This window comes from Xanthomonas sp. NCPPB 1132 (assembly GCF_056629235.1).
Window position 1 is genome coordinate 2,352,794 of sequence record NZ_CM152819.1, and the last position, 24,223, is coordinate 2,377,016.

The 24,223-nt window shown below is 69.2% G+C and carries 14 protein-coding genes; 7 read left to right on the forward strand and 7 right to left on the reverse strand.

Annotated elements, in window-relative coordinates:
• Nucleotides 1–21 precede the first annotated feature (21 nt).
• From AC1G9L_RS09990 to AC1G9L_RS10000, 3 genes are read left to right on the forward strand one after another with little or no spacing between them, the layout of a single operon-like run.
• Nucleotides 22–711: a DUF2058 domain-containing protein gene (locus tag AC1G9L_RS09990; RefSeq protein ID WP_481070897.1), complete on the forward strand. Its 690-nt coding sequence runs from the start codon at nt 22–24 to the stop codon at nt 709–711.
• A gap of 2 nt (nt 712–713) precedes the next feature.
• Nucleotides 714–2,849 carry an acyltransferase family protein gene (locus AC1G9L_RS09995; RefSeq protein WP_481070899.1) on the forward strand — a complete coding sequence of 712 codons (2,136 nt, stop codon included), beginning with the start codon at nt 714–716 and terminating at the stop codon, nt 2,847–2,849.
• Nucleotides 2,850–2,889: 40 nt separating this feature from the next.
• Nucleotides 2,890–3,738, forward strand: a complete 849-nt coding sequence (locus tag AC1G9L_RS10000) for a transporter (protein WP_481070901.1) — start codon at nt 2,890–2,892, stop codon at nt 3,736–3,738.
• A gap of 400 nt (nt 3,739–4,138) precedes the next feature.
• On the opposite strand, the gene AC1G9L_RS10005 is transcribed toward AC1G9L_RS10000, so the two are convergent.
• From AC1G9L_RS10005 to AC1G9L_RS10020, 4 genes are all read right to left on the reverse strand, one after another.
• Nucleotides 4,139–5,056: an NAD-dependent epimerase/dehydratase family protein gene (locus AC1G9L_RS10005; RefSeq protein WP_481070903.1), complete on the reverse strand. Its 918-nt coding sequence runs from the start codon at nt 5,054–5,056 to the stop codon at nt 4,139–4,141.
• Between the two features lie 73 nt (nt 5,057–5,129).
• Complete coding sequence (gene metH / locus AC1G9L_RS10010) at nt 5,130–7,892, reverse strand: methionine synthase (RefSeq protein ID WP_019801030.1); 2,763 nt, start codon at nt 7,890–7,892, stop codon at nt 5,130–5,132.
• 73 nt (nt 7,893–7,965) lie between these two features.
• Nucleotides 7,966–9,111, reverse strand: coding sequence for a homocysteine S-methyltransferase family protein (locus tag AC1G9L_RS10015; protein ID WP_481070904.1), 1,146 nt, complete (start codon nt 9,109–9,111; stop codon nt 7,966–7,968).
• The gene (locus tag AC1G9L_RS10020; protein ID WP_019801113.1) at nt 9,108–10,097 is read right to left on the reverse strand and encodes a metalloregulator ArsR/SmtB family transcription factor; all 990 of its coding nucleotides are present in this window, start codon (nt 10,095–10,097) and stop codon (nt 9,108–9,110) included. The genes AC1G9L_RS10015 and AC1G9L_RS10020 overlap by 4 nt, the downstream gene beginning before the upstream one ends.
• A 126-nt stretch (nt 10,098–10,223) precedes the next feature.
• Here AC1G9L_RS10020 and AC1G9L_RS10025 point away from each other — a divergent pair, with 126 nt between their 5' ends.
• Nucleotides 10,224–11,372 (forward strand): acyl-CoA dehydrogenase family protein, encoded by a 1,149-nt coding sequence (locus AC1G9L_RS10025; protein WP_481070906.1) that lies wholly within the window; start codon nt 10,224–10,226, stop codon nt 11,370–11,372.
• 336 nt (nt 11,373–11,708) lie between these two features.
• On the opposite strand, the gene AC1G9L_RS10030 is transcribed toward AC1G9L_RS10025, so the two are convergent.
• The 3 genes from AC1G9L_RS10030 to AC1G9L_RS10040 are packed head-to-tail and all read right to left on the reverse strand — an operon-like array spanning nt 11,709 to nt 16,828.
• The gene (locus AC1G9L_RS10030; RefSeq protein WP_010341461.1) at nt 11,709–14,882 is read right to left on the reverse strand and encodes an efflux RND transporter permease subunit; all 3,174 of its coding nucleotides are present in this window, start codon (nt 14,880–14,882) and stop codon (nt 11,709–11,711) included.
• 12 nt (nt 14,883–14,894) lie between these two features.
• Nucleotides 14,895–16,178, reverse strand: coding sequence for an efflux RND transporter periplasmic adaptor subunit (locus AC1G9L_RS10035; RefSeq protein ID WP_104609489.1), 1,284 nt, complete (start codon nt 16,176–16,178; stop codon nt 14,895–14,897).
• The gene (locus AC1G9L_RS10040) at nt 16,175–16,828 is read right to left on the reverse strand and encodes a TetR/AcrR family transcriptional regulator (RefSeq protein WP_010342499.1); all 654 of its coding nucleotides are present in this window, start codon (nt 16,826–16,828) and stop codon (nt 16,175–16,177) included. Before AC1G9L_RS10040 ends, AC1G9L_RS10035 begins: the two co-directional genes overlap by 4 nt.
• A 241-nt stretch (nt 16,829–17,069) precedes the next feature.
• On the opposite strand from AC1G9L_RS10040, the gene AC1G9L_RS10045 reads away from it, so the two are divergent.
• The 3 genes from AC1G9L_RS10045 to AC1G9L_RS10055 all read left to right on the forward strand — a co-directional run bounded on the left by AC1G9L_RS10045 (nt 17,070) and on the right by AC1G9L_RS10055 (nt 24,089).
• Nucleotides 17,070–22,187, forward strand: a complete 5,118-nt coding sequence (locus AC1G9L_RS10045; RefSeq protein ID WP_481070908.1) for an NAD-glutamate dehydrogenase — start codon at nt 17,070–17,072, stop codon at nt 22,185–22,187.
• Nucleotides 22,188–22,199: 12 nt separating this feature from the next.
• Nucleotides 22,200–23,093, forward strand: coding sequence for a hypothetical protein (locus tag AC1G9L_RS10050; RefSeq protein WP_481070910.1), 894 nt, complete (start codon nt 22,200–22,202; stop codon nt 23,091–23,093).
• 225 nt (nt 23,094–23,318) lie between these two features.
• A complete protein-coding gene (locus tag AC1G9L_RS10055) occupies nt 23,319–24,089 on the forward strand; it encodes an NAD kinase (RefSeq protein WP_481071091.1) in 771 nt (256 codons plus the stop codon).
• The last annotated feature ends 134 nt before the right edge of the window (nt 24,090–24,223 follow it).

Here is a 24,223-nt window from a genome sequence, read left to right on the forward strand (position 1 = left end):
GAACCGACCGATGCCGTCCCGATGAGCGATACCCTCCGCGAGCAATTGCTGGGCCTGGGCTTCAAGCCTGCGCCGAAACCCGAACGCAAGGCCCCGCCTGCCGCGCCGCGGCCGCAGGGACGGCCGGGCCAGCGCCCGGCACCGGCCGGGGCGCGCGGCGAGCGCGCTCCCGGTGGCGCGCCCAGTGCCGGCAAGCCCGGCGGCGGGCGTGGCCGTCCGCACGGCAATGGCCACGGCAAGCCGCAGGGCGCGGCTGGCCAGCCGGCGCGGCCGCCGCGTAGCCGCGAGGACATCGATCTGGCCAAGGCCTACGCGATCCGCGCCCAGCGCGAGAAGGACGAGCGCATCGAGGCCGAGCGGCAGAAACAGGAAGAAGCGCGCCTGCGCCGTGAGGCGCGGGCCAAGCTCGACGAGTTGCTCAAGGGCCAGGCGCTGAACCACGCCGAGGCCGACATCGCCCGCCATTTCCCCTATGGCGGCAAGATCAAGCGCATCTACGTCACCGCCGACCAGCTCAAGGCGCTCAACGCCGGCGAACTGGGCGTGCTGCAGCAGAACGGCCGCTACTTGCTGGTGACCGCGGCGCTGCTCGACCAGGCCGAAGCGATCTTCCCGGCGGCGGTGGCGCTGCGGGTCGACCCGAACGCGCCTGCCGAGGAAGACCCCTACGCCGACCCGAAGTACCAGATCCCCGACGATCTGGTCTGGTAAGCGTGGCGCTGCCAGGGACGGGCACGCAGGACGCCGGGCGTCTGCGCGCGCCGCCGCACGCGGGCGGCTACCTGCCATACGTGGACGGGCTGCGCGCGATCGCGGTACTGGCGGTGATCGCCTATCACCTCGACCCGGCATGGCTGCCGGGCGGGTTCGCCGGCGTGGACATGTTCTTCGTGATCTCCGGCTTCGTGGTCAGCGCCTCGCTGCAGCGCCTGCCGGCGGCCGGACAGCTGGGCGTGTTCGCGCAGTTCTACGCGCGGCGCATGCGCCGCATCGCGCCGGCACTGGTGGCGTGCCTGCTGCTCACGGCGTTGGCCAGCGGCCTGTTCATTCCCGAGTCCTGGCTCAGCGAGACCAGCGCCAAGACCGGGCGCATGGCCTTCGTCGGCCTCAGCAACTGGGTGCTGGCCGCGACCGGCAACGACTACTTCTCGCCCAAGGCCGAATTCAATCCGTACACCCACACCTGGTCGCTGGGCGTGGAGGAGCAGTTCTATCTGCTATTCCCGCTGCTGTTCCTGGCCTGGAACCGCGGCGGCCGCGGCCGGCTGTGGTCGACACTGCTGGTGGCGCTGGCCTCGGCTGCGTCGCTGGCGTTCGCCTGGCTGCGCAGTCGCGATGCCGGCGATGCCGCGGCGGCGTTCTACCTGACCACCGCACGCTTCTGGCAACTCGGCAGCGGCGTGCTGCTGTACCAGGTGCTGGCATTGCGCGGACGCTTCGACGCCGGCACGCAGGCGCCGCCGCCGGGCGCCTGGACCTGGCGCTCGCCGCTGCTGGCGGCGGCGCTGGGCGCGGTCGCGGTCGGCCTGTGGCGTGCGCGTCCCGGCCACTCGCCGTGGCCGGACGGGCTGTGGCTGGTGCTGGGCACGCTCGGTCTGCTGGCGCTGCTGCACGGTGCCCCCGCCGGCTGGACCCGCCGCGCGCTGGCCCATCGCGTGCCGGTGGCGATCGGCCGCGTGTCCTACTCGCTGTATCTGTGGCACTGGCCGGTGTTCGTGCTGCTGCGTTGGACCGTCGGCCTGGAATCGGCCTCGACCAGGGCCGCGGCGCTGCTGCTGGTGGCGCTGCTGGCGCTGGCCTCGTACCGCTGGGTGGAGCTGCCGTGGCGGCATGGCCGGATCGGCCGCGCACGCACGCCGGCGCGGACCATCGCAGCCGGAGTGGGGCTGGTGCTGCTCGCCGCCGGCATGCAGGCGCTGCTGCAGGACACCCAGCGTTACTACGGGCTGAGCACGGTCAGCCGGCATCCGCTGGATTGGTATGCGTATGCCAAGGGCCTGCGCCGGGAGTTCCCGCAGTGCACGCTGCAGACCCGCCAGGTGCCGGTGCAGGTGGGCAGCGCCAAGCTGTTCGAGCGCGGTGCCTGCACGCTGCACAACCGCGATGGCGGCCAGTTGTTCGTCGCCGGCGACTCGCATGCGCTGGCCTACAACGAACTGCTGCGACGCTTCGCGCTGCAGAGCGGGGTGCCGGTGCGCCTGTACGGCGTCGGCGGTTGCCCGATCGTCGGCCTGCAGGCCTGGCAGGCCGGCAATCCCGGTTGCCAGGCCTACGAACGCAGCACCCTGGCCGACGTCGCCGCGCACGCGCGCAGCGGCGATGTGCTGTTCCTGCCCGCGCTGCGGGTGCTGCGGCTGGCCGACCAGGATCGCCTGTTCGACGAGACGACGGTGATGGCCGAGCAGGAGGGCGCTGCGGCGCAGGCCGCGCGCAGCGCGGGCGAAACGGCCGCGGTGGCGCTGTTGCAGCCGCTGGCGCAGCGCGGCGTGCGCATCGTCTTCGAGGCGCCCAAGCCGGTGCTGCGCGCGCCGCCGTACCGCTGCTCGGACTGGTTCAATCGCGGCAATCCGATCTGCGCGCACGGCATCCCGATCCCGCGCGCGACCATGGAGCGCTACCGCGCGCCGGTGCTGCAGAGCCTGCAGCGCATCGCCGCGCAAATGCCGCATGCCTCGGTGTGGGATCCGCTGCCGCTGCTGTGCGACGCGCAGCAGTGCAGCGGCCGCCGCGACGGGCGTCCGTTGTTCTTCGACGCCGACCACCTCAGCGGCTACGGCAACCGCGTGCTGCTGCCGGGCTTCACGTCCCATTTCGCTGCGATTCAGGCAAACTCGCCGCCGGTGCCCTGAGGCGCAGCCCTGCGCCTCCCGCGTCGCAAGGAGTTCGCGCATGCCCGTTCCACGTTTCGTCGCGCCGCGCCGATCGCCGGTCGTCCCGCCATCCGTTGCCTGTCGCCGGCCGCGGTTGCGCCGCCGCGGCGATGCGCTGCTGCGCGGGGCGCTGCTGCTGGCCGCCCAGGCCGGTGCCGCCGGTGTCGCCTGCGCCGAGGACGCGCCCGCGTTCGACCGGCCCGGCATCGGCTTCGCCTCGACCACTCTGCAGCGCGGCCAGGTGGTCTGGGAGCAGGCGTTCTTCGACGGCAGCTACGACCGCGACGGCGACGTGCGCAGCACCGAGTACGTCGCCAACAGCCGCCTGCGGTTCGGCCTGAGCGCGAGCACCGAATTGCAACTGGCGATCGACAGCCAGGTGTGGCAACGCGTGCGCGGTGGCGGGCAGGATCGGCGCGGGCACAGCGGCGGCGACGGCAGCGTCGGCATCAAGCAGGCGCTGCCGAGCGCCAGCGACGGCTTCACCTGGGCGCTGCTCGGCAGCGCCAGCCTGCCGGTCGGGCGCGCGCCCTACGGCGACGCTGGCCACCGCTACGACCTGGGCGTGAGCGCCGGCTGGGACCTGCCTGAAGGGCGCAGCCTGGCGCTGTACGGCAATGTCAGCGACAGTGAGGACGGCTCCGGCTGGAGCGTGTCGCCGAGCTATACCTTCTACGCCGGGGACACCCTGAGCGCTTACGTCGAGGCCGGCATCGGCGGCGGCGAGGACGACATGCGCGCGCTCGGCAGCGGCGTCACCTGGCTGTTCGCCAAGCGCGTGCAACTGGATGTGTCGGTGCTGCGCGGCCTGTCGTCGCAGACCCCGGACTGGCAGGGCGGCCTCGGCATTTCGGTGTTGCTGCGCTGAGCCCGAAGCCCCTCTCCCGTCGGGAGAGGAGATGTGGTGAGGGTAGGCGCGAAGCGTCTCGTGGTGTCTGGAGTGACGTGGCTGCGCCCGTACCCTCATCCGCCCCTTCGGGGCACCTTCTCCCGAGGGGAGAAGGGAACGGCGTTAGTACGCGCGCACCTCTCCTGTCGGGAGTGGGGGTGTGGTGAGGGTTGGCGCGAAGCGTCTCGTGGTGTCTGGGGTGACGTGGCTGCGCCCGTCCCCTCATCCGCCCCTTCGGGGCACCTTCTCCCGAGGGGAGAAGGGAGGAGCGGTAATACGCGTGCCCCTCTCCCGTTGGGAGAGGGGTTGGGGTGAGGGGCGGCCCGAAGCGTCTCGTGGAGCTGGAGTGCGCGAGATTCTTGCCCCTACTGGCGCATGCTTACTCGCGCGCGGCCGTGCCATCGCCGGGCGGCAGCACCTCCGGGACGTGCTGGTCGTACTGCATCAGCACCTCCTCGAAACCGTAGCGCGGTCGCCAATCCAGCGCCTGCATCGCGTGCTGTGCCGAGTAGACGCGGTCGATCCGCTCCGGGAGCGTCCAGCCGCGTTGCTTGAATGCGTCCACCAACTCGGGTGCGCGACGTTGCAGGACAACCGGCGCCGCGCGGTGCAGTTCGGCGCAATCCTCGCGCTGGAACGGCGTGGTGCCGGAAATCACGAACGTCGCGCTCGCCGGCCCGGCATGCCGCAATGCCGCGGCATGGGCCTCGGCCACGTCGCGCGCGTCGATACCGCGATGCAGGCGGAACGCGGCCATCACGTTGACCGGCTCCGGGAAGCAGCGCGACATGCGCAGGATGCGCACGCTCGGCCCGCCTTGGTCGGCGGCCTCGCGCAGCAGCGCCTCGGCCTCCAGCTTGGTGTGGTGGTAGATGGTCTGCGGCTGCGGCGCCAGTGTCTCGTCGACCCAGGCCGCGGTGCCATCGGGCGTGGCGGCGCTGCCGTACAGCGCGGTGGTGCTGGTGAACACGATGCGGTGCACGCCGGCCGCCGCGGCGGCATCCAGCACACGGCGGGTGCCGTCGACGTTGACCTGGCGGAAGCGCGTCGCCGGCACGTGCGCGACGTGCGGCGCATGCAGCGCGGCGGTGTGGATCACCGCGTCGGCGCCCTGCAGCGCCCGCGCCAGCAGCGCGGCATCGTCGAGGTCGCCGACCCAGTCGGCGGTGGAGCAGGGCGTGCGGTCGACGCCGCTGACGCGGTGCTCGCGGGAGAGCCGGATGTGGATCGCGCGGCCGACCCGGCCGGCACTGCCGGTGACCACGATCTTCAGCGGGGACGCGATGGAGATGGGCATCGGCGATGGGCGCGAAGGCGGTTGAGGAATGCCGAGGCAGGCGATGGTGCGCGCAGCGGCGGCGGGTCCCGGCTCACTCCGGATCGTAATCCAGGTTCGACGCCAGCCAGCGCTCGGCCTGTTGCAGCGAGACGCCCTTGCGCCGGGCGTAGTCGGCGAGCTGGTCCTTGCCCAGCCGGCCGACCACGAAGTACTGGCTCTGCGGGTGGCTGAAGTAGTAACCGGACACCGCCGCGGTCGGCAGCATCGCGAAACTCTCGGTCAGCGACATGCCGGCGTTGCGCCCGGCGTCGAGCAGCGCGAACAGGGTCTGCTTCTCGCTGTGGTCGGGGCAGGCCGGATAGCCGGGTGCGGGACGGATGCCGCGGTAACGCTCGGCGATCAGTGCCTCGTTGTCCAGCGTCTCGTCGTCGGCGTAGCCCCAGAACTCGGTGCGTACGCGCTGGTGCAGGCGTTCGGCCAGCGCCTCGGCCAGGCGGTCGGCCAGGGCCTTGAGCAGGATCGCGTTGTAGTCGTCGTGCGCGGCCTCGAAGCGCGCCACGTGCGGCTCGATGCCGATGCCGGCGGTGACCGCGAAGGCACCGATCCAGTCCTGCCTGCCGCTGTCGCGCGGGGCGATGAAGTCGGCCAGGCAGAAGTCCGGGCGCTCGGCGGGCTTGTCGACCTGTTGCCGCAAAAAATGCAGGGAATGGGGAATGGAGAATCGGGAATGGTCGAGCGGCGCAGTCCCGCTCGACGATTCCCCATTCCCGTCTCCCGATTCCCGTTCAGTCAGGACCACAACGTCATCCCCCACCGACTGCGCCGGCCACAGCCCGAACACGGCCTTGGCGGTCAGCCATTTCTCGGCGACGATCCGCTGCAGCATCGTCTGCGCGTCCTGGTACAGCTCGCTGGCCTGCTGGCCGACGATCTCGTCGGTGAGGATCGCCGGGAACTTGCCGGCCAGTTCCCAGGCCTGGAAGAACGGGGTCCAGTCGATCAGCGGGACCAGGTCGTCCAGCGGGTAGTCGTCGAACACGTGCAGGCCGGGCTGGCGCGGCGCGGGCGGGGTGTAGGCGTCCCAGCCGCCGTCGAAGCGCTGGCCGCGCGCGTGGGCCAGCGACACCAGGCGCTTGGCGTCGCCGCGGTTCTTGTGGCGCTGGCGGATCTCGGCGTAGTCGGCATCGTTGGCGGCGACGAAGGCCGCGCGCAGGTCGCGCGAGATCAGCGATTGCGCCACGCCGACCGCGCGCGAGGCATCCTTCACCCACACCGTCGGCGCCGCATAGTGCGGGTCGATCTTCAGCGCGGTGTGCGCGCGCGAGGTGGTGGCGCCGCCGATCAGCAGCGGCATCGAGAAGCCTTGCCGCTGCATTTCGCGGGCGACATGGGTCATCTCTTCCAGCGACGGGGTGATCAGCCCGGACAGGCCGATGATGTCGGCGTTCTCGGCGCGGGCGCGGTCGAGGATGGTCTGGGTGGGCACCATCACCCCCAGGTCGATCACGTCGAAGTTGTTGCAGGCCAGAACCACGCCGACGATGTTCTTGCCGATGTCGTGCACGTCGCCCTTGACTGTGGCCATGATGATCTTGCCGTTGGACTTGCCGGTGTCGCCGCTGCGCAGCTTCTCCGCCTCGATGTAGGGCAGCAGGTAGGCGACCGCCTTCTTCATCACACGCGCCGATTTCACCACCTGCGGCAGGAACATCTTGCCGGCGCCGAACAGGTCGCCGACCACGTTCATGCCGTCCATCAGCGGACCTTCGATCACGTCCAGCGGCCGCGCGGCCTGCTGCCGCGCCTCTTCGGTATCGACCTCGACGAACTCGTCGATGCCATGCACCAGCGCATGGCTCAAGCGCTCGCGCACCGTCTTCTCGCGCCACGCCAGCTTTTCCCGATTCCCGGTTCCCGCATCCCGATTCCCGGCTTTTTTGTAACGTTCGGCGATCTCCAGCAGGCGCTCGGTGGCGTCGCGGCGGCGGTTGAGGATCACGTCCTCCACGCGCTCGCGCAGCTCCGCATCCAGTTCGTCGTAGATCGGCATGCCGCCGGCGTTGACGATGCCCATGTCCATGCCCGCGGCGATGGCGTGGTACAGGAACACCGAATGGATCGCCTGGCGCACGGTCTCGTTGCCGCGGAACGAGAACGACACGTTGGAGACACCGCCGGAGATGTGGCAATGCGGCAGGGTGCGCTTGATCTCGCGGGTGGCTTCGATGAAGTCGACCGCGTAGTTGTCGTGCTCCTCGATGCCGGTGGCCACGGCGAAGATGTTCGGATCGAAGATGATGTCTTCCGGCGGGAACCCGACCTGCTCGGTGAGGATGCGGTAGGCGCGGGTGCAGATCTCCACCTTGCGCGCGCAGGTGTCGGCCTGGCCGACCTCGTCGAAGGCCATCACCACCGCGGCGGCGCCGTAGCGCAGCACCTTGCGCGCGTGTTCGACGAACTGCGCCTCGCCTTCCTTGAGCGAGATCGAATTGACCACGCTCTTGCCCTGCAGGCACTTCAGCCCGGCCTCGATCACGCTCCACTTGGAGGAGTCGACCATGATCGGGATGCGCGCGATGTCCGGCTCGGACATGATCAGGTTGAGAAAGCGCACCATCGCCTTCTCCGAGTCGATCAGGCCCTCGTCCATGTTGACGTCGAGGATCTGCGCGCCGTTGGCGACCTGCTGGCGCGCCACCTCCACCGCTTCCTCGTAGCGCTCTTCCTTGATCAGCTTGCGGAACTGCGCGCTGCCGGTGACGTTGGTGCGCTCGCCGACGTTGACGAACAGCAGGTCCGGGGTCAGCAGCAGCGGCTCCAGGCCGGACAAGCGGGTGTGGCGGGCGGAGGACATGATCAGCGTTCCGGAAACGGGGAGGTGCAGGCGCGCACGCGGGTGGCGACGGCGAGGGTGCGCGCGGCGTTCATCAGGCGGCCTGCGCCTGCGCCGCCAGCGGCACGCGCGGCGGCAGCCCGCGCACCGCCTCGGCGATGGCGCGGATGTGCGCCGGGGTGGTGCCGCAGCAGCCGCCGACCAGGTTCAGCAGCCCAGACTCGGCGAACTCGTGCAGCGTCGCCGCCATTTCCTCCGGCGTCTCGTCGTATTCGCCGAAGGCGTTGGGCAGACCGGCGTTGGGGTGGGCGCTGACGTAGCCGTCGGCGATCCGCGCCAGGGTCTCCACGTGCGGGCGCAGGTCCTTGGCGCCGAGCGCGCAGTTCAGCCCCACCGACAGCGGCCGCCCGTGCGCGACCGAGGCGTAGAACGCTTCGGCGGTCTGCCCGGACAGGGTGCGGCCGGAGGCGTCGGTGATGGTGCCGGAGATCATCACCGGCAGGCGCCCGCCGCGCGCGTCGAACACTTCCTCGATCGCGTACAGCGCGGCCTTGGCGTTGAGCGTGTCGAAGATGGTCTCCACCATCAGCGTGTCGGCGCCGCCGTCGATCAGGCCGTCGATCGCTTCGCGGTAGGTTGCGCGCAGTTCGTCGAAGCTGGTGTTGCGAAAACCGGGGTCGTTGACGTCCGGGCTGATCGAGGCGGTGCGGCTGGTCGGGCCGAGCACGCCGATCACGAACCGCGGCTTGTCCGGCGTCAGGGCTTCGACCGCGTCGCAGCACGCGCGCGCGACCTGCGCGCCGGCCTTGTTGAGTTCGTACACCAGGTGTTCCAGGTGGTAGTCGGCCTGGCTGATCGATGTCGCGTTGAAGGTATTGGTCTCGAGCAGATCGGCCCCGGCGTCGAGATAGGCCCGGTGGATCTCGGCGATCACCTCCGGCCGGGTCAGCAGCAACAGGTCGTTGTTGCCCTTCAGATCGTGGCCCTGCGGGGCGTGGTCGCAGCCGGGGCCGTGCACGTGCCCGGCCTGCGCGTCGTAGCCCTCGGCGAAGCGCTCACCGCGGTAATCGGCCTCCTGCAGCCCATGGCGCTGGATCATCGTGCCCATCGCGCCATCGATGATCAGGATGCGCTTGGAGAGGGCCTGCAGCAGTTTCTGCGTGCGCTCCGGGTTCAGCCAGGGCAGGCCCGGAAGTGGGGATTGGGGATTGGGGATTGGTGAAACCGCCGCGCCACTCATGCTCCGGCCTCCGCCTTGGCTTTTGCCTTCTCCACTCCCGATTCCCCAATCCCGATTCCCGGCTTCCCCGCAATCAACGAAATCACCTCGAAGTGCGGCGGGCGCTTCTCGCGGGTCACGGTTTCCAGGCTGGAGACCTCAAGCCCGGCCTTGCCGACGAACTTGCGCAGTTCCTTGGCCGAAAAGCCGAGGTTGACGTGGCCGTAGGCCTGCACCGCGGCCTTGTGTTCGTGGCGCGCCAGGCTGCACAGCAGCAGGCGCCCGCCCGGGCGCAGCACCCGCGCCGATTCGCACACCGCCTGCGCCGGCTTGGTGGCGTAGGTCAGGGCGTGCATCATCACTACCAGGTCGAAGCTGGCGTCGGCGAAGGGCAGGGCGTGCATGTCGCCCTCGCGCACTTCCACGTTGCCGAGCCGGCGCAGGCGCTCGCTGGCCGCGGCCACCACCCGCGCGCTGGTGTCGATGCAGACGTAGCGGCGCGCGTGCGGCGCCACCAGTTCGGCCAGCACGCCGTCGCCGGAGGCGATGTCGAGCACGTCGCCGGTTTCCAGCAGCGGCAGGGCGGTGCGCGCCAGCGCTTCCCAGGTGCGGCCGGGTGAATAGTGGCGCTCCATGTCGCCGGCCACCGAGTCGGCCCAGTTCTGGTCGGCGGCGCGGTTGGCCAGCACCGCGGCCACGCGCTCGGCGTCCTGGCGCAGCAGCGGGTCGTCGCTGCCGGTACTCAGCGCCAGCCACAGCGCACGCTGGGCCGGGTCGAGCAGGGTCTCGTCGAAGCGATAATAGGCCGACACGCCGGCGCGGCGGTCGCGCACCAGCCCGGCTTCCTTGAGTTTGGCCAGGTGGGTCGAGACCCGCGGCTGCGCCAGGCGGGTGATGGCCGACAGCTCGGCCACGGTCAGCTCCTCCTGCTCCAGCAGCGCCAGCAGGCGCACGCGGGTGGCGTCGGCGAAGACCTTCAGCCGGGACGACCAGTCCTCCAGATCCATAAATATCTTCCTATCGCGATATAGAGATATTTTGGTCCGGGCGGCGGTTCCGGTCAAGTTGCACACGCCAGCGTATGGTCGGCACGGCTACAATGGCCGCACCAACAAGCCCGGGAGGGGTTCGACGTGGATTTCAGCTTTACCGAAGAGCAATTGATGATCCAGGACGTGGCGCGGCGCATCGCCCAGGAGCGGATCGCCCCCAGCGCCGAGCACCACGACCGCACCGGCGAATTCCCGCTGGAGAACATCCGCCTGCTGGGCGAGAACGGGCTGATGGGCATCGAGGTGCCGGAGGAATACGGCGGTGCCGGCATGGACCCGATCGCCTACGTGCTGGCGATGGTGGAGATCGCCGCCGGCGATGCCGCCCATTCGACCATCGTGTCGGTCAACAACTCGCTGTTCTGCGCCGGCATTCTCAAGAACGGCAACGAGGAGCAGAAGCAGAAGTATGTGCGCGCCATCGCCGAGGGTCGCGAGATCGGCGCCTTCGCGCTGACCGAGCCGCAGTCCGGCTCCGACGCCACCGCGATGCGGTGCCGCGCGGTGCGCCAGGACGACGGCAGCTTCGTCATCAAAGGCAAGAAGAGCTGGATCACCTCCGGCCCGGTCGCCAAGTACATCGTGCTGTTCGCGATGAGCGAGCCGGACAAGGGCGCGCGCGGCATCACCGCCTTCGTCGTCGACACCGACAAGCCGGGCTTCCATCGCGGCAAGACCGAGCCCAAGCTGGGCATCCGCGCCTCGGCCACCTGCGAGATCGAGTTCCAGGACTACGTGGCCAGCGCCGACGAGGTGCTGGGCACGCCGGGCGAGGGCTTCAAGATCGCGATGAGCGTGCTCGACGCCGGCCGCATCGGTATCGCCTCGCAGGCGATCGGCCTGGCCCGCGCCGCCTACGAGGCGACCCTGGAGTACGTCAAGGAGCGCAAGGCGTTCGGTTCGCCGATCGGCGCGTTCCAGATGACCCAGGCCAAGATCGCCGACATGAAGTGCAAGCTGGACGCGGCGCTGCTGCTGACCTTGCGCGCGGCCTGGCTGAAGGGGCAGGGCCAGCGCTTCACCACCGAGGCCTCGGTGGCCAAGCTGACCGCCTCCGAGGCGGCGATGTGGATCACCCACCAGGCGGTGCAGATCCACGGCGGCATGGGCTACTCCAAGGAGATGCCGCTGGAGCGTTACTTCCGCGATGCCAAGATCACCGAGATCTACGAAGGCACCAGCGAGATCCAGCGCCTGGTGATCGCGCGCAACGAGACCGGGTTGCGGTGACGCCGGGAGTGGGGATTCGGGATTGGGGATTCGCCGGTTCCCGAATCGGTTGAGGGATCAGGAGAAGCGGCCGCGAGGCCGCTTTTTCTTTTCGCGGAAAAGGGATGAGCGGCGTTCGGGCTGCAATGCGTCGGGACTGAAGTCCCTCCCACGAGGAGCGCTCAGCCTTCAAGGCGCTCTCAGTGCGTGGAGTTTTGGGTTGCGCTTCCCCATCTGGTTCCAGACAACAAAAAGCGGCCTTGCGGCCGCTTTTGTTTGTTTCTACAGAGAGGCATCAGGACCGGGAGCGGGACTCGCCTGACGAATCCCCACTCCCGAATCCCCACTCCCGGCTCCTCAGCGATCCGGCTGGTGCCGCGACAGGCCCGCCTCCTGCATCTGCGTGAACTCCTTCGACGGCTCGTCCAGCTTGTCGCCGAGCATGCGCCGCACCATCACGAAGAACAGCGGGATGAACAGCACGCCCAGCACGGTGGCGAACAGCATGCCGCCGATCACGCCGGTACCGATGGCGTGGCGGGCGTTCGCGCCGGCGCCGGTGGAGATCGCCATCGGCAGCACGCCGAGGATGAACGCGAACGAGGTCATCAGGATCGGGCGGAAGCGCAGGTGCGCCGCCTCGGCCGCGGCCTCGCGCAGGGTCTTGCCCATCGCCCGCTGCTCCACCGCGAACTCGACGATCAGGATCGCGTTCTTGGCCGCCAGACCGATCACCGTGATCAGGCCGATCTTGAAGTAGATGTCGTTGGGCAGGCCGCGCAGCAGCGAGAACGCCACCGCGCCGAGCACGCCGATCGGTACCACCAGCAGCACCGACACCGGGATCGACCAGCTCTCGTACAGCGCCGCCAGGCACAGGAACACCACCACGATCGACAGCACAAGCAGCAGCGTCGCGGTATTGCCGGCGATGATTTCCTGGTACGACATGCCGCTCCAGTCGAAACCGAAGCCCGGCGGCAGGTCGTTGTTGACGATGTCCTCCATCGCGCTCATCGCCTGGCCGGAGCTGCCGCCCGGCGCCGGGTTGCCGACGATGTTGACCGCCGAGTAGCCGTTGTAGCGGCTCAGCGACGGCGAGCTGTAGATCCAGTCCGAACTCACCACCGTGCTCAGCGGGATCATCTGCGGCAGGCCGCTGCTATCGGTGGACGTACTGCTGGGCACGTAGAAGTTGCGCAGCGACTCCGGACCGGTGCGGAACGGCGCGTCGGCCTGCATGTTGACGCGCTTGATGCGGCCTTCGTAGAAGAAGTCGTTGACGTACACCGGCGCCAGCATCAGCTGGATGGACTGGTAGATGTCGCTGACCGACAGGCCCATCGACTGCGCCTGCACGCGGTCCACCTTCAACTGCAGCTGCGGCGAGTTCTCCAGGCCGTTCGGACGTACGCCGGCCAGCGCGTTCTGGCGCTGCGCGGCCTTGCCGAGCACGATGTTGCGCGCCTGCAGCAGGGCTTCCTCGCCCTGACCGCTACGGTCCTGCAGCCACATGTCGAAGCCGCCGAACTGGCCCAGGCCCTGCACGGTCGGCAGATTGACCACGAAGATCTGCGCGTCCTTGATTCCGTAGAACATGCCGTTCAACTGCTGGATCAGATCGCCCGCGGCGATGTCGCGCTCATCCCAGGGTTTGAGCCGGATGAAGCCCATGCCCACGTTCTCGCCGCGGCCCAGGAAGCTGAAGCCGGCCACCTGCAGCATGCCTTCGACCGCCTTCTGCTGCTGCAGCACGCCACGCATCTGCGCGAACACCTCGTTGGTGCGGGTCTTGGTCGCACCCGGCGGCAACTGCACGATCGCCAGCGCGAAGCCCTGGTCCTCTTCCGGCAGGAAGCTGCCCGGCATGCGCGTGAACAGGAAGCCGCACAGCACCAACAGCAGGGCGAACACCGCCATCCAGCGCGGCGCGCGGCGGATGGTGCTGCCGACCGCGCCGACGTAGCGATGCGACAGCTTGTCGTAGTACTTGTTGAAGGTGCGGTAGACCCAGTTCGGGTTGTCGTTGTGGGTGGGCTTGAGGAACGCCGCACACAGCGCCGGGGTGAAGCTCAGCGCCAGGAACGCCGAGAACGCCATCGACATGGCGATGGTGATCGCGAACTGCTTGTAGATCGCGCCGGCCGCACCCGGCTGCATCGCCGAGGGAATGAACACCGCCGCCAGCACCACGGTGATCGCCACCACCGCGCCGGTGATCTGGGTCATCGCCTTGTGCGTGGCCGCCTTCGGCGCCAGGTGCTCCTCGGACATGATGCGTTCGACGTTCTCGATCACCACGATCGCGTCGTCGACCACGATGCCGATCGCCAGCACCATCGCGAACAGAGTCAGCTGGTTGATGGTGAAGCCGATCGCCCACATGCCCAGGAAGGTGCCCAGCAGCGCCACCGGGATGACCAGGGTGGGGATGATGGTGGCGCGGAAGTTCTGCAGGAACACCAGCATCACCAGGAACACCAGCACGATCGCCTCGGCCAGGGTCTTGACCACTTCCTCGATCGAGATCTTGACGAAGGTGGTGCTCTCGTACGGCGTGAACCAGGTGACGCCCTGCGGGAAGCTGGGCTGCAACTCGTCCATCTTGGCCTTGACCGCGGCCGACACGTTCAGTGCGTTGGCGCCCGGCAGCAGCTGGATGGCGAAGGCGCCGGTGGGCTTGCCGTTGTACTGGGTGTCGAAACCGAAGTTGGTCGGGCCGAACGCGACCCGGGCCACGTCCTTCAGCCGCACCACGGTGCCGTTGCCGTCGGCGCGCAGGATGATGTTCTCGAACTGCTCGGGCGAGGTGAAGCGGCCCTCGGCGCTGACCGTGGCAGTGAACGACTGGCCCTGCGGCGCCGGATCCGAACCCAGCGAGCCGGCCGCGAACTGCACGTTCTGCGCGCGGATCGCGGTGTACACGTCGTTGGCGGACATGTGGTAACCCTGCAGCTTCTCCGGGTTCAGCCAGATGTCCATGGCGTATTCGGCACCGAACTGCTGGGTGCTGCCGACGCCGGGCACGCGCGAGATCTGCTCCAGCACGCGCGACCCGACGATGTCGTTGAGCGCGTCGCGGTCGATCGACGGGTTGTCCGAACGCAGCGCGATCACGCTGAGGAAGCCGGCGTTGGCCTTGGCCACCACCACGCCCTGCGCGGTCACTTCCGAGGGCAGGCGCGGGGTGGCCAGCGACACCTTGTTCTGCACCTGCACCTGGGCGATGTCCGCGTCGGTGCCGGTCTCGAAGGTCAGGGTGATGGTGGCGGTGCCGCTGGAGGACGACGACGAGCTGAAGTACAGCAGGTGATCGATGCCGGTCAGCTGCTGCTCGATCACCTGGGTGACCGAGCGTTCGGTGGTGCTGGCGCTGGCGCCGGGATAGGTGGCGGTGACGGTGACCTGGGGCGGGGCGATCGAGGGATACGACTCGACGCCGAGATTGAGGATGGCGATCACGCCGCTGAGCGAGATCAGGATCGCCACCACCCAGGCGAAGACCGGGTGTTCGATGAAGAACTTAGGCATGGGGGGAGTCCGTTACTGCTTCGGCTGGTCGGAATGCGAGGCGGCGTCCGGCGTGTCGCCGTGCGCTGCGCCCTGCGCCGGGGCGGCGCCCTTGGCCGGCGCCGCGGCGCCTTGCGCGCCCTGGCCGGGTGCCGCGCCGGCACCCGGGCCCTGGCCCTGCGCGGCGGCGTTCGGGTCCCACGGCTTGGCCACGGCCGGTGCGCCTTCCTTGACCTTGGGCAGGCCGCTGACCACGACCTGGTCGCCGCTCTGCAGGCCGCCGCTGACGATCCACTTGTCGCCCTGCTGGCCGGCCGTGGTCAGATCCTTGCGCACCACCTTGCCGTCCTTGCCCACGACCATGGCGTAGGGGCCCTTGGCGTCGCGCAGCACCGCCGCCTGCGGGATCAGGTACACGTCCTTGCGCTCGCCCAGGTTGGCCGCAAAGCTGACGAAGGCGCCGGGCAGCAGCACCCGGTCCGGGTTCGGCAGCAACGCGCGCAGCGTCACCGAGCCGGTGCTCGGGTCGACCGCGGCGCCGGAGAAGTCCAGCGTGCCGGCATGCGCATAGGTGCTGCCGTCGCCGAGCTTGATCTGCACGGTGGACTTGTCCTCGGCGTTGAGGGCGACGTTGCCCTCGGTTTGCGCCTGACGCAGCTGCGCCAGTTCGTCGGCGCTCATCGAGAAGTTGACGTACAGCGGGTCGAGCTGGTCGATGGTGGTCAGCAGGGTGCTGTCGCCCTGGCCGACCAGTGCGCCCTCGGTGACCTGCTGCTTGCCGGCGCGGCCGGCGATGGGCGCGGTGACGGTGGCGTAGCCGAGATTGATGCGCGCGGTTTCGACCGCCGCACGGGCCTGCTGCACCGAGGCGGCGGAGCTGCGCTCGGTGGCCTCGGCGTTGTCCAGGTCGGACTTGGACACGTAGGCCTGCGGCGCCAGGCTGCGCGCGCGGGCGGCGGCGGCCTTGGCGTTGGCGTAGGTGGCTTCGGCCGCGGCCAGCTGGCCCTGCGCCGAGGCCAGGGTCGCCCGCAGCGGCGCCGGGTCGATCTGGAACAGCGGCTGGCCTTCCTTGACGTCGGTGCCTTCGGTGTACAGGCGCTTTTCCAGCACGCCGGCGACGCGGGCGCGCACGTCGGCGCTGCGGAATGCGGACAGGCGGCCGACCAGGTCGCGCTGCAGCGGGACGGTCTGCGGCTGTGCCTGCAGCACGCCCACTTCCGGCGGCGGCATGGCCTGCTGCTGCTCCTGTTTCTTGCAGGACGCCAACACCACCACGACGGCGCAGGCCAGGGCGAGAGAACGCAACGGGGAGGTCATCGGGTGGTACTCCGGTCTGGTTTTGTAGAAGGAAGGGAAGGGGTGGCGGCGAACGCGCGCAGGAAGCCGTCCACGGCGAACTCGGCCCAGGCACGCTGCGCGGCGGCGTCGCCGCGATGCGCGCTGTGGAAGCGCTGACGCTCGAAATCCATGCCGACGATCATGCTCAACAGCAGTTCGGCCATGAAGTGCGGATCGTCATGCCGGAGCTGGTCGCGGGCCATGGCGCCGCGCAGGCATTCGCCCAGGCGCTGCATCAGCGCACCAGCGCTGTCGCGGAACATGGCGCGCGCTTCGTCGGGGAAGTGCCGCGACTCGGCGGCGATCAGCTGGCAACTCTGCAGCACCCGCGGCTCCGACAACTGCTCCAGGTATTCGCAGGCGAAGCGCAGCAGGCTGCCGCGCAGGTCGTCCTGCACCGGCTCCAGGTGCGCGGTGGCCAGGTCCAGGTGATCCTGCATCGCCCGCCGCAGCAGGCCCTGCTTGCTGCGGTAGCGGCTGTACAGGGTCTGCTTGGAGCAGCCGGCGCGTGCCGCCACCGCCTCCATGCTCAGGCCCATGCCTTCCTCGGCCAGCAACTCGCGCACGGCGGCGTACACGCGCTGGTCGCGCGCCTGGCGCTGGGCGGCAGAGGCGAGGGGGGTGTTCATCGATTGTGGACTATACCGTCCAGTTTAGAATTAGAACAGCCTTGACACCGGGGCGTTCTTGCTGACAACAGCGTGGTCGGCAAAGCATGGTGACCGCGGCGTGATGATGGTGTTGCGACCGCTTTGCACGATCTGGCGCGTCGCCTTCGCAGCGCGCTCGGTTTGCGATGCAGCAAGGTAGTTGAACGACGCACCGGTACAATTCGCGCTTTCCCATCGAGCATCGCTGCTGCTCTCCGTCATGAAACCCAAACACGCCGCTTCCCGTTCCAAATCCTCGGCCGCCACCCGCACCTCCGCGACCCCGTCCGCCACCAAGCCGGCCAAGGCGCCTGCCAAGACCAAGGCGGTCGCCAAGCCTGCAGCCAAGCCCGCCGCCCCGCGCAAGGCCGCGACGCCGCCCAAGCTGGCCGCGACCGTTCCGGCCACGGCCAAGGTGATCGACGCGGCGCCAGCCGCCAGCGGTTTCAGCCTGACCCCGGTGTTCGCGGCGCTGCGCAAGCGCTATCCGGCCGGCCGCCAGGACGAGGCGCAGACGTTCGCCGAAGAGTTCTACAAGCGCATGGAGGAGGACGAGTTCCCCCACCACAGCGCGCAGGAGTGGGCGGCGCTGGCCGCGTCGATGCTGGAGTTCGCGCGCAAGCGCAAGCCGGGCACGGTCAATGTGCGGGTGTTCAATCCGAACCTGAAGGACGACGGCTGGGAGTCGTCACACACGGTGCTGCAGATCGTCAACGACGACATGCCGTTCCTGGTCGACTCGGTGAGCATGGCGCTGGCGGAACTGGGCATCGGCGTGCACGTGCTGGGCCATCCGGTGCTGCGCATGCAGCGCGACAAGGGCGGCACGCTGGAAAGCGTGGGCGAGGGCAAGCCGGAATCGCTGATGGCGCTGGAGATCGACCGCCAGCCGCCGGAGGACATGGCACAGGTGGAAGCGGCGATCCGGCGCATCCTCGGCGAGGTGCGCAACATCGTGCGCGACTGGGGCGGCATGCGCGAGAAGATGCTGGCGCTGGCCGACGACCTGACCACGCGCCGCCTGCCGGTGGACGACAAGGGCCGGCGCGAGGCGCAGGAATTCCTGCGCTGGGCCGCGGCCGACCACTTCACCTTCTTCGGCTACCGCGAGTACCGCGTGGAGAAGCAGGGCGGCGAAGACGTGCTGGCGCCGCTGGAGGACAGCGGCCTGGGCCTGCTGCGCGGGCAGGACAAGTCGCCGGCGCGGCCGGTGCGCACGCTGGCTGCGCACGGCCTCAGCGAGTCCGGCACCAAGGAAGCGCTGATCCTGACCAAGACCAACGCGCGCTCGCGGGTGCACCGCAGCGGCTACATGGACTACATCGGCGTGTTGGAGTTCGACGCCAAGGGCCGCATCGTCGCCGAGCAGCGCTTCCTCGGCCTGTTCACCTCCAGTGCCTACAACCGCCGCCCATGGGAGATCCCGCTGGTGCGCGAGCGCTTCGACTCGGTCATGCGCAAGTCCGAGCTGACCCCGAGCAGCCACAGCGGCAAGGCGTTGCGCCACATCCTGGAGACGCTGCCGCGCGAGGAGCTGTTCCAGTCCAACGAGGAAGAGCTGTACCGCACCGCGATGGGCATCCTCGGCCTGCAGGAGCGGGTGCGCAGCCGCCTGTTCCTGCGCCGCGACAAGTACGGCCGCTTCATTTCCGCGCTGGTGTACATCCCGCGCGAGCGCTTCAACACCGACGTGCGCCTGCGCATCGAGGCCTTGCTGAAGGACGCGCTGCACGGCGAGTACATCGATTCGAACGTGGTGCTGGGCGAGTCGCCGCTGGCGCAGCTGCACATGATCGTGCGGCCCAAGCCCGGCGAGGCGCTGGAGTTCGACACCACCGAACTGGAATCGCGCCTGGCGCACCTGCTGCGCAACTGGCACGACGACCTGCGCGAGGCGCTGGTGGCCAGCCGCGGCGAGCGCGACGGCCTGCGCCTGGCCGCCGGCTATGGCCGCGCGCTGCCGGCCGGCTACATCGAAGAATCGACCGCGCAGATCGCCGCGCGCGACGTCGAGCGCCTGGCCGCGCTGCGCGGCCCCGAAGACCTGCACCTGAGCCTGCAGGCGCTGCGCCGCGACGGCGCCGACAGTCTGCGCCTGAAGCTGTACCGCCAGCACGACGACCTGCCGCTGTCGGACGTGCTGCCGATGATGGAGAACCTCGGCCTGCGGGTGATCTCCGAGCGCCCGTACCGGCTGGTGGTGGATGGCACGCCGCTGTCGATCCAGGACTTCGAGGTCGAGCCGCTGACCGGCAGCATCGACGTGGAAGCCGCCGACGCGCCGCTGTGCGAGGCCTTCGTGCGGATCTGGCGCGGCGACGCCGAGAACGACGGCTTCAACCGCCTGATCGTCGGCGCCAGCCTGAGCTGGCGCCAGGTCGCGGTGCTGCGCGGCTACTGCAAGTACCTGCTGCAGACCGGCGTGCCGTTCTCGCAGGCCTACGTGGAAGAGACCTGCAACCGCTATCCGCTGCTGGCGCGGCTGCTGGTGGAGCTGTTCGAGGCGCGCTTCGACCCGGCCACCGGCAGCGAGAGCAAGGCGCAGATCGCCGAGGGCCAGGCCGCGCTGGCGGCGCAGCTGCGCCTGCTGGCCAACGGCGACGAAGCCGCGCTGAAGGCGCTGCAGCCGGTGATCGATGCGCGCAGCGGCAATCGCGAGGCGCAGCTGGAGGCGGTCTCGGCGGCGCTGCTGAAGCTGTTCGACCAGGTGGCGAGTCTGGACGAGGACCGCATCCTGCGCAGCTTCAAGGGCGTGATCGAGGCGACCCTGCGCACCAGCCATTACCAGCGCACGGCCGACGGCGGGCTGGGCCACTGCATCAGCTTCAAGCTGGATTCGGCCAAGGTGCCGGACCTGCCCAAGCCGCGTCCGTACCGCGAGATCTTCGTGTACGGCCCGCGCGTGGAGGGCGTGCACCTGCGCTTCGGCGCCGTGGCGCGTGGCGGCCTGCGCTGGTCCGACCGGCGCGAGGACTTCCGTACCGAGGTGCTGGGCCTGGTCAAGGCGCAGATGGTCAAGAACACGGTGATCGTGCCGGTCGGCGCCAAGGGCGGCTTCTTCTGCAAGCGCCCGCCGGTCGGCGGTGATCGCGATGCGGTGCTGGCCGAGGGCATCGCCTGCTACAAGCTGTTCATCCAGGGCCTGCTGGACATCACCGACAACATCGTCGGCGGCAAGATCGTGCCGCCGCCGCAGGTGGTGCGCCACGACCAGGACGACCCGTATCTGGTGGTCGCCGCCGACAAGGGCACGGCCACCTTCTCCGATATCGCCAACGGCCTGGCGCTGGACCACGGCTTCTGGCTGGGCGATGCGTTCGCCTCCGGCGGCTCGGTCGGCTACGACCACAAGGGCATGGGCATCACCGCGCGTGGCGCCTGGGAGTCGGTCAAGCGCCACTTCCGCGCGCTGGGCCGCGACTGCCAGAACGAGGACTTCACCTGCGTGGGCATCGGCGACATGTCCGGCGACGTGTTCGGCAACGGCATGCTGCTGTCGCGCCATATCCGCCTGCTGGCCGCGTTCGACCACCGCCACATCTTCCTGGACCCGAACCCGGATGCGGCGGCGTCCTTCGCCGAGCGCGAGCGCCTGTTCAAGCTGCCGCGCTCCAGCTGGGCCGACTACGACGCCAAGCTGATCAGCGCCGGCGGCGGCATCTATCCGCGCACGCTCAAGTCGATCGAGATCAGCGCGCCGGTGCGCGAGGCGCTGGGCCTAGAGGCCGGGGTCAAGCAGCTCTCGCCGAACGACCTGATGAACGCCATCCTCAAGGCGCCGGTGGACCTGTTCTGGAATGGCGGCATCGGCACCTACGTCAAGGCCGCCAGCGAAACCCACGGTGACGTCGGCGACCGCGCCAACAACGGTCTGCGCGTCAACGGCGGCGAACTGCGCTGCAAGATCGTGGGCGAGGGCGGCAACCTCGGCCTGACCCAGCTCGGCCGCATCGAGGCCGCGCAGGTCGGCGTGCTGCTCAACACCGACTTCATCGACAACTCGGCCGGCGTGGACACCTCCGACCACGAGGTCAACATCAAGATCCTGCTCAACGACGTGGTGCAGGCCAAGAAGCTGACCCTGGAGGCGCGCAACAAGCTGCTGGCGTCGATGACCGACGAGGTCGCCGAACTGGTGCTGTGGGACAACATCCGCCAGAACCAGGCGCTGAGCCTGATGGAGCGGATGAGCGTCAAGCGCCTGGGTTCCAAGCAGCACTTCATCCGCACCCTGGAAGCGCAGGGCCTGCTCGACCGGCAGATCGAATACCTGCCCTCGGACGCGGAGATCTCCGCACGCAAGGCGCGTGGCCAGGGGCTGACCCGGCCGGAACTGGCGGTGCTGCTGTCCTACTCCAAGCTGGTTGCGTTCCAGCAGCTGCTGGAATCGGACATCCCCGAGGACCCGTACCTGTCCAAGGAACTGCAGCGCTACTTCCCGCAGCCGTTGCAGAAGAAGTACGCCGACGCGATGGAGCGGCACCGCCTCAAGCGCGAGATCATCGCCACCGCGGTGACCAACACCACCATCAACCGCATGGGCGCCACCTTCCTGATGCGCATGCAGGAAGACACCGGCCGCAGCATCGCCGAGGTCGCCAAGGCCTACACCATCAGCCGCGAGACGCTGGATGCGCGCGCGCTGTGGACGCAGATCGACGCGCTGGACGGCAAGGTGCCCGAGTCGGTGCAGATCGACGCGCTGGAGGTGATCTGGACGCTGCAGCGCGCCTTCGTGCGCTGGCTGCTGTTCCGTCCGGGCCCGATGCCGGGCATCACCGCGGCGGTGGAGCGCTACTACGAGCCGTTCAACGACATCCGCGTCGCCTCCGGCGTGCTGCCCGATTCGCAGCGTCCGCGCTACGAGGCCCTGGTGCAGGAGTGGCAGGACAAGGGCCTGCCGCCGGCATTGGCGCAGCAGCTGTCGGAACTGCGCTTCCTGGAGCCGGCGTTCGACATCATCGAAATGGCGCGCACCCGCAAGCTCAAGCCGGTGGAAGTCTCCAAGGTGCACTTCCGCCTGGGCGAGGCGCTGCAGTTGCCGTGGCTGTTCGAGCAGATCGACGCGCTGGAGGTCAACGGCCGCTGGCATGCGGTGGCCCGCGGCGTGTTGCGCGACGAACTGGCCAAGCACCACAGCGCGCTGGCCGGCCAGGCGCTGAGCCTGCCGGGCGGCAGCGCCGAGGCCAAGGTGCAGCACTGGCTGCAGCGCGACGACAGCAGCCTGCGTTTCACACTGAGCATGCTGCAGGAACTGGCCGCGCAGAAGACCCTGGACTACCCGACCGTGTCGGTGGCGGTGCAGCGGTTGGGCCAGTTGGCGGCGCACGGCGTCTGAGGTCGTGTGTCGATGGCCAGGTCCGCGCTCGCGAACCTGGCCCACAGCGGTACCGCGTCACTGCGTGGTACCGCCTGGGCGGTCGCCTGCATTTGCGGCGACGCGCCGTTGGCGGGCACGCCGCATTGCACTGTTGCTCGCGTCGATTGCCAGTTCGGCAACACCCCGCTGCTGCTGTCGACCGTGCTGCGCACCGCAGGGCGATCCTGTAAAGCTAGCCGATCCCATCCGTGCCATGCGGCGCGCATGCGCCTGCAGCGCCTTCTTTCGAGACGCATCATGTGGTTCCTGGTCATCCCCGCGCTGATCCTGTTGTGGATCATCCTCCAGGCACGGCAGCCCCCGCTGGAGGTGCGGCTGCAACAGGCACTGCAGCAGGCGCGGCAGGGCGACCTGAGGCGCTTGCGCGCACTGTCCAGGGCATCCGTTGGCGATGCGGCCTATGCGCTGTTTCTGCAACTGGACGCCAAGGGCGAGCAGGCCGCAGCGCTGGCTGCACTGAAGCGTGCGGTCCATGCCCGCACCTGGCTGGACATCTGTGGCTGCAGCGTGGCCTTGCGCGAGTATGGCCGCCGTCGTTTTCTGGGCGTGGGCGCCACGCCCGACCACGCCGCGCTGCTGGCCGAATGGAGCCGTCCCGGCTGGTGCGCGGGCGCTGGCTGGGAGCCCGAACTTGCCTGGATCCAGGCCTGCGGCCCGGAGGCGTGCAGGGACGAGGCGCGCGCCTGGTACTGGCTGTGCCTGGCCGATGCGCGCAAGCAGGAGGGCATGGGCGAGATCAGGTCGGTGGAACTGGCGCAGCAGGTGCGGGCGCATCTGACCCCGCTGGTGCCGGCGCCGGTGCGCCAGGCGATGCAGGAGCAGGCCGCGCGCACCGCGCGCGACGATTACCTGTCCGGCAGATAGGCCGGACCGCGCGACAAGGCTCGGCCGCAGGCCCGGACGGCAATCGTAGGGACTGCGGACGCGTTCCGACGCAGGGGCCGATCGCAAGCGCAGCGCAGGCGCACGCGCCATCCGCGGCGCGCGCAGACAGCGCCATCGCTGCGACCGCAAATAGGTGTCGCCGGTGCGCCGGCGCGCGCCAGTCATGGCGCCGCGGGTATGATCGGGGCCATGAATGCTTCCGTCCTGCCGTCCTCGCCCCGCATCTGTTTCCTCGCCAGCGTCGCGCCGGAGGCGCAGCACGCGCGCGAACAGTTGGTGACACGCTACGGCGACTGCGAGCCGGCCGACGCCGACGTGCTGTGCGCGCTCGGCGGCGATGGCTTCATGCTGCAGACCCTGCATCGCCACGGCAGCCTGGGCAAGCCGGTGTTCGGCATGAAGCTGGGCACGGTCGGCTTCCTGATGAACCAGTTCCGCGACGACGACCTGGTCGCGCGCCTGGCCCTGGCCGAACCGGCCAAGCTGCGGCCGCTGGAAATGCTGGCGCAGACCGAATCCGGCGCCACCACCGGCTCGCTGGCCTACAACGAGGTCTCGCTGCTGCGGCAGACCCGCCAGGCCGCGCACGTGAGCATCGACCTCAACGGCCAGACCCGCGTCGACGAACTGATCTGTGACGGTGTGCTGGTGTCCACCCCGGCCGGCAGCACCGCCTACAACTCCTCCGCACACGGACCGATCCTGCCGCTGGGCTCGCACACCCTGGCGCTGACCCCGATCGCCCCGTACCGGCCGCGGCGCTGGCGTGGCGCGATCCTCAAGGCCGACATCGAAGTGCGCTTCCGCGTGCTGGACCCGTACAAGCGCCCGGTCAGCGCCACCGCCGACTCGCACGAGACCCGCGACGTGGTCGAAGTCACCATCCGCGAATCCCGCGACCGCCTGGTCACCCTGCTGTTCGATCCGGAACACAACCTGGAGGAGCGGATCTTGAGCGAGCAATTTATGGTGTAGGGGCTGGGAGTGGGGAATCGGGAATGGGGAATCGCAAGAGCGGTTTCCTAGCAATTCCCTTTCCCTGGATAAATTCCACGCCTGTAAACCGCTTTTACCCATTCCCCATTCCCGATTCCCCACTCCCAGCCCAA

Excerpts from the sequence above, each read along its gene's own strand:
- AC1G9L_RS09990 (WP_481070897.1), top strand. The coding sequence starts at position 22 with ATGAGCGATACCCTCCGCGAGCAATTGCTGGGCCTGGGCTTCAAGCCT.
- AC1G9L_RS10000 (WP_481070901.1), top strand. The coding sequence starts at position 2,890 with ATGCCCGTTCCACGTTTCGTCGCGCCGCGCCGATCGCCGGTCGTCCCG.
- AC1G9L_RS10005 (WP_481070903.1), bottom strand. The coding sequence starts at position 5,056 with ATGCCCATCTCCATCGCGTCCCCGCTGAAGATCGTGGTCACCGGCAGT.
- metH (WP_019801030.1), bottom strand. The coding sequence starts at position 7,892 with ATGTCCTCCGCCCGCCACACCCGCTTGTCCGGCCTGGAGCCGCTGCTG.
- AC1G9L_RS10015 (WP_481070904.1), bottom strand. The coding sequence starts at position 9,111 with ATGAGTGGCGCGGCGGTTTCACCAATCCCCAATCCCCAATCCCCACTT.
- AC1G9L_RS10020 (WP_019801113.1), bottom strand. The coding sequence starts at position 10,097 with ATGGATCTGGAGGACTGGTCGTCCCGGCTGAAGGTCTTCGCCGACGCC.
- AC1G9L_RS10030 (WP_010341461.1), bottom strand. The coding sequence starts at position 14,882 with ATGCCTAAGTTCTTCATCGAACACCCGGTCTTCGCCTGGGTGGTGGCG.
- AC1G9L_RS10035 (WP_104609489.1), bottom strand. The coding sequence starts at position 16,178 with ATGACCTCCCCGTTGCGTTCTCTCGCCCTGGCCTGCGCCGTCGTGGTG.
- AC1G9L_RS10040 (WP_010342499.1), bottom strand. The coding sequence starts at position 16,828 with ATGAACACCCCCCTCGCCTCTGCCGCCCAGCGCCAGGCGCGCGACCAG.
- AC1G9L_RS10045 (WP_481070908.1), top strand. The coding sequence starts at position 17,070 with ATGAAACCCAAACACGCCGCTTCCCGTTCCAAATCCTCGGCCGCCACC.
- AC1G9L_RS10050 (WP_481070910.1), top strand. The coding sequence starts at position 22,200 with ATGGCCAGGTCCGCGCTCGCGAACCTGGCCCACAGCGGTACCGCGTCA.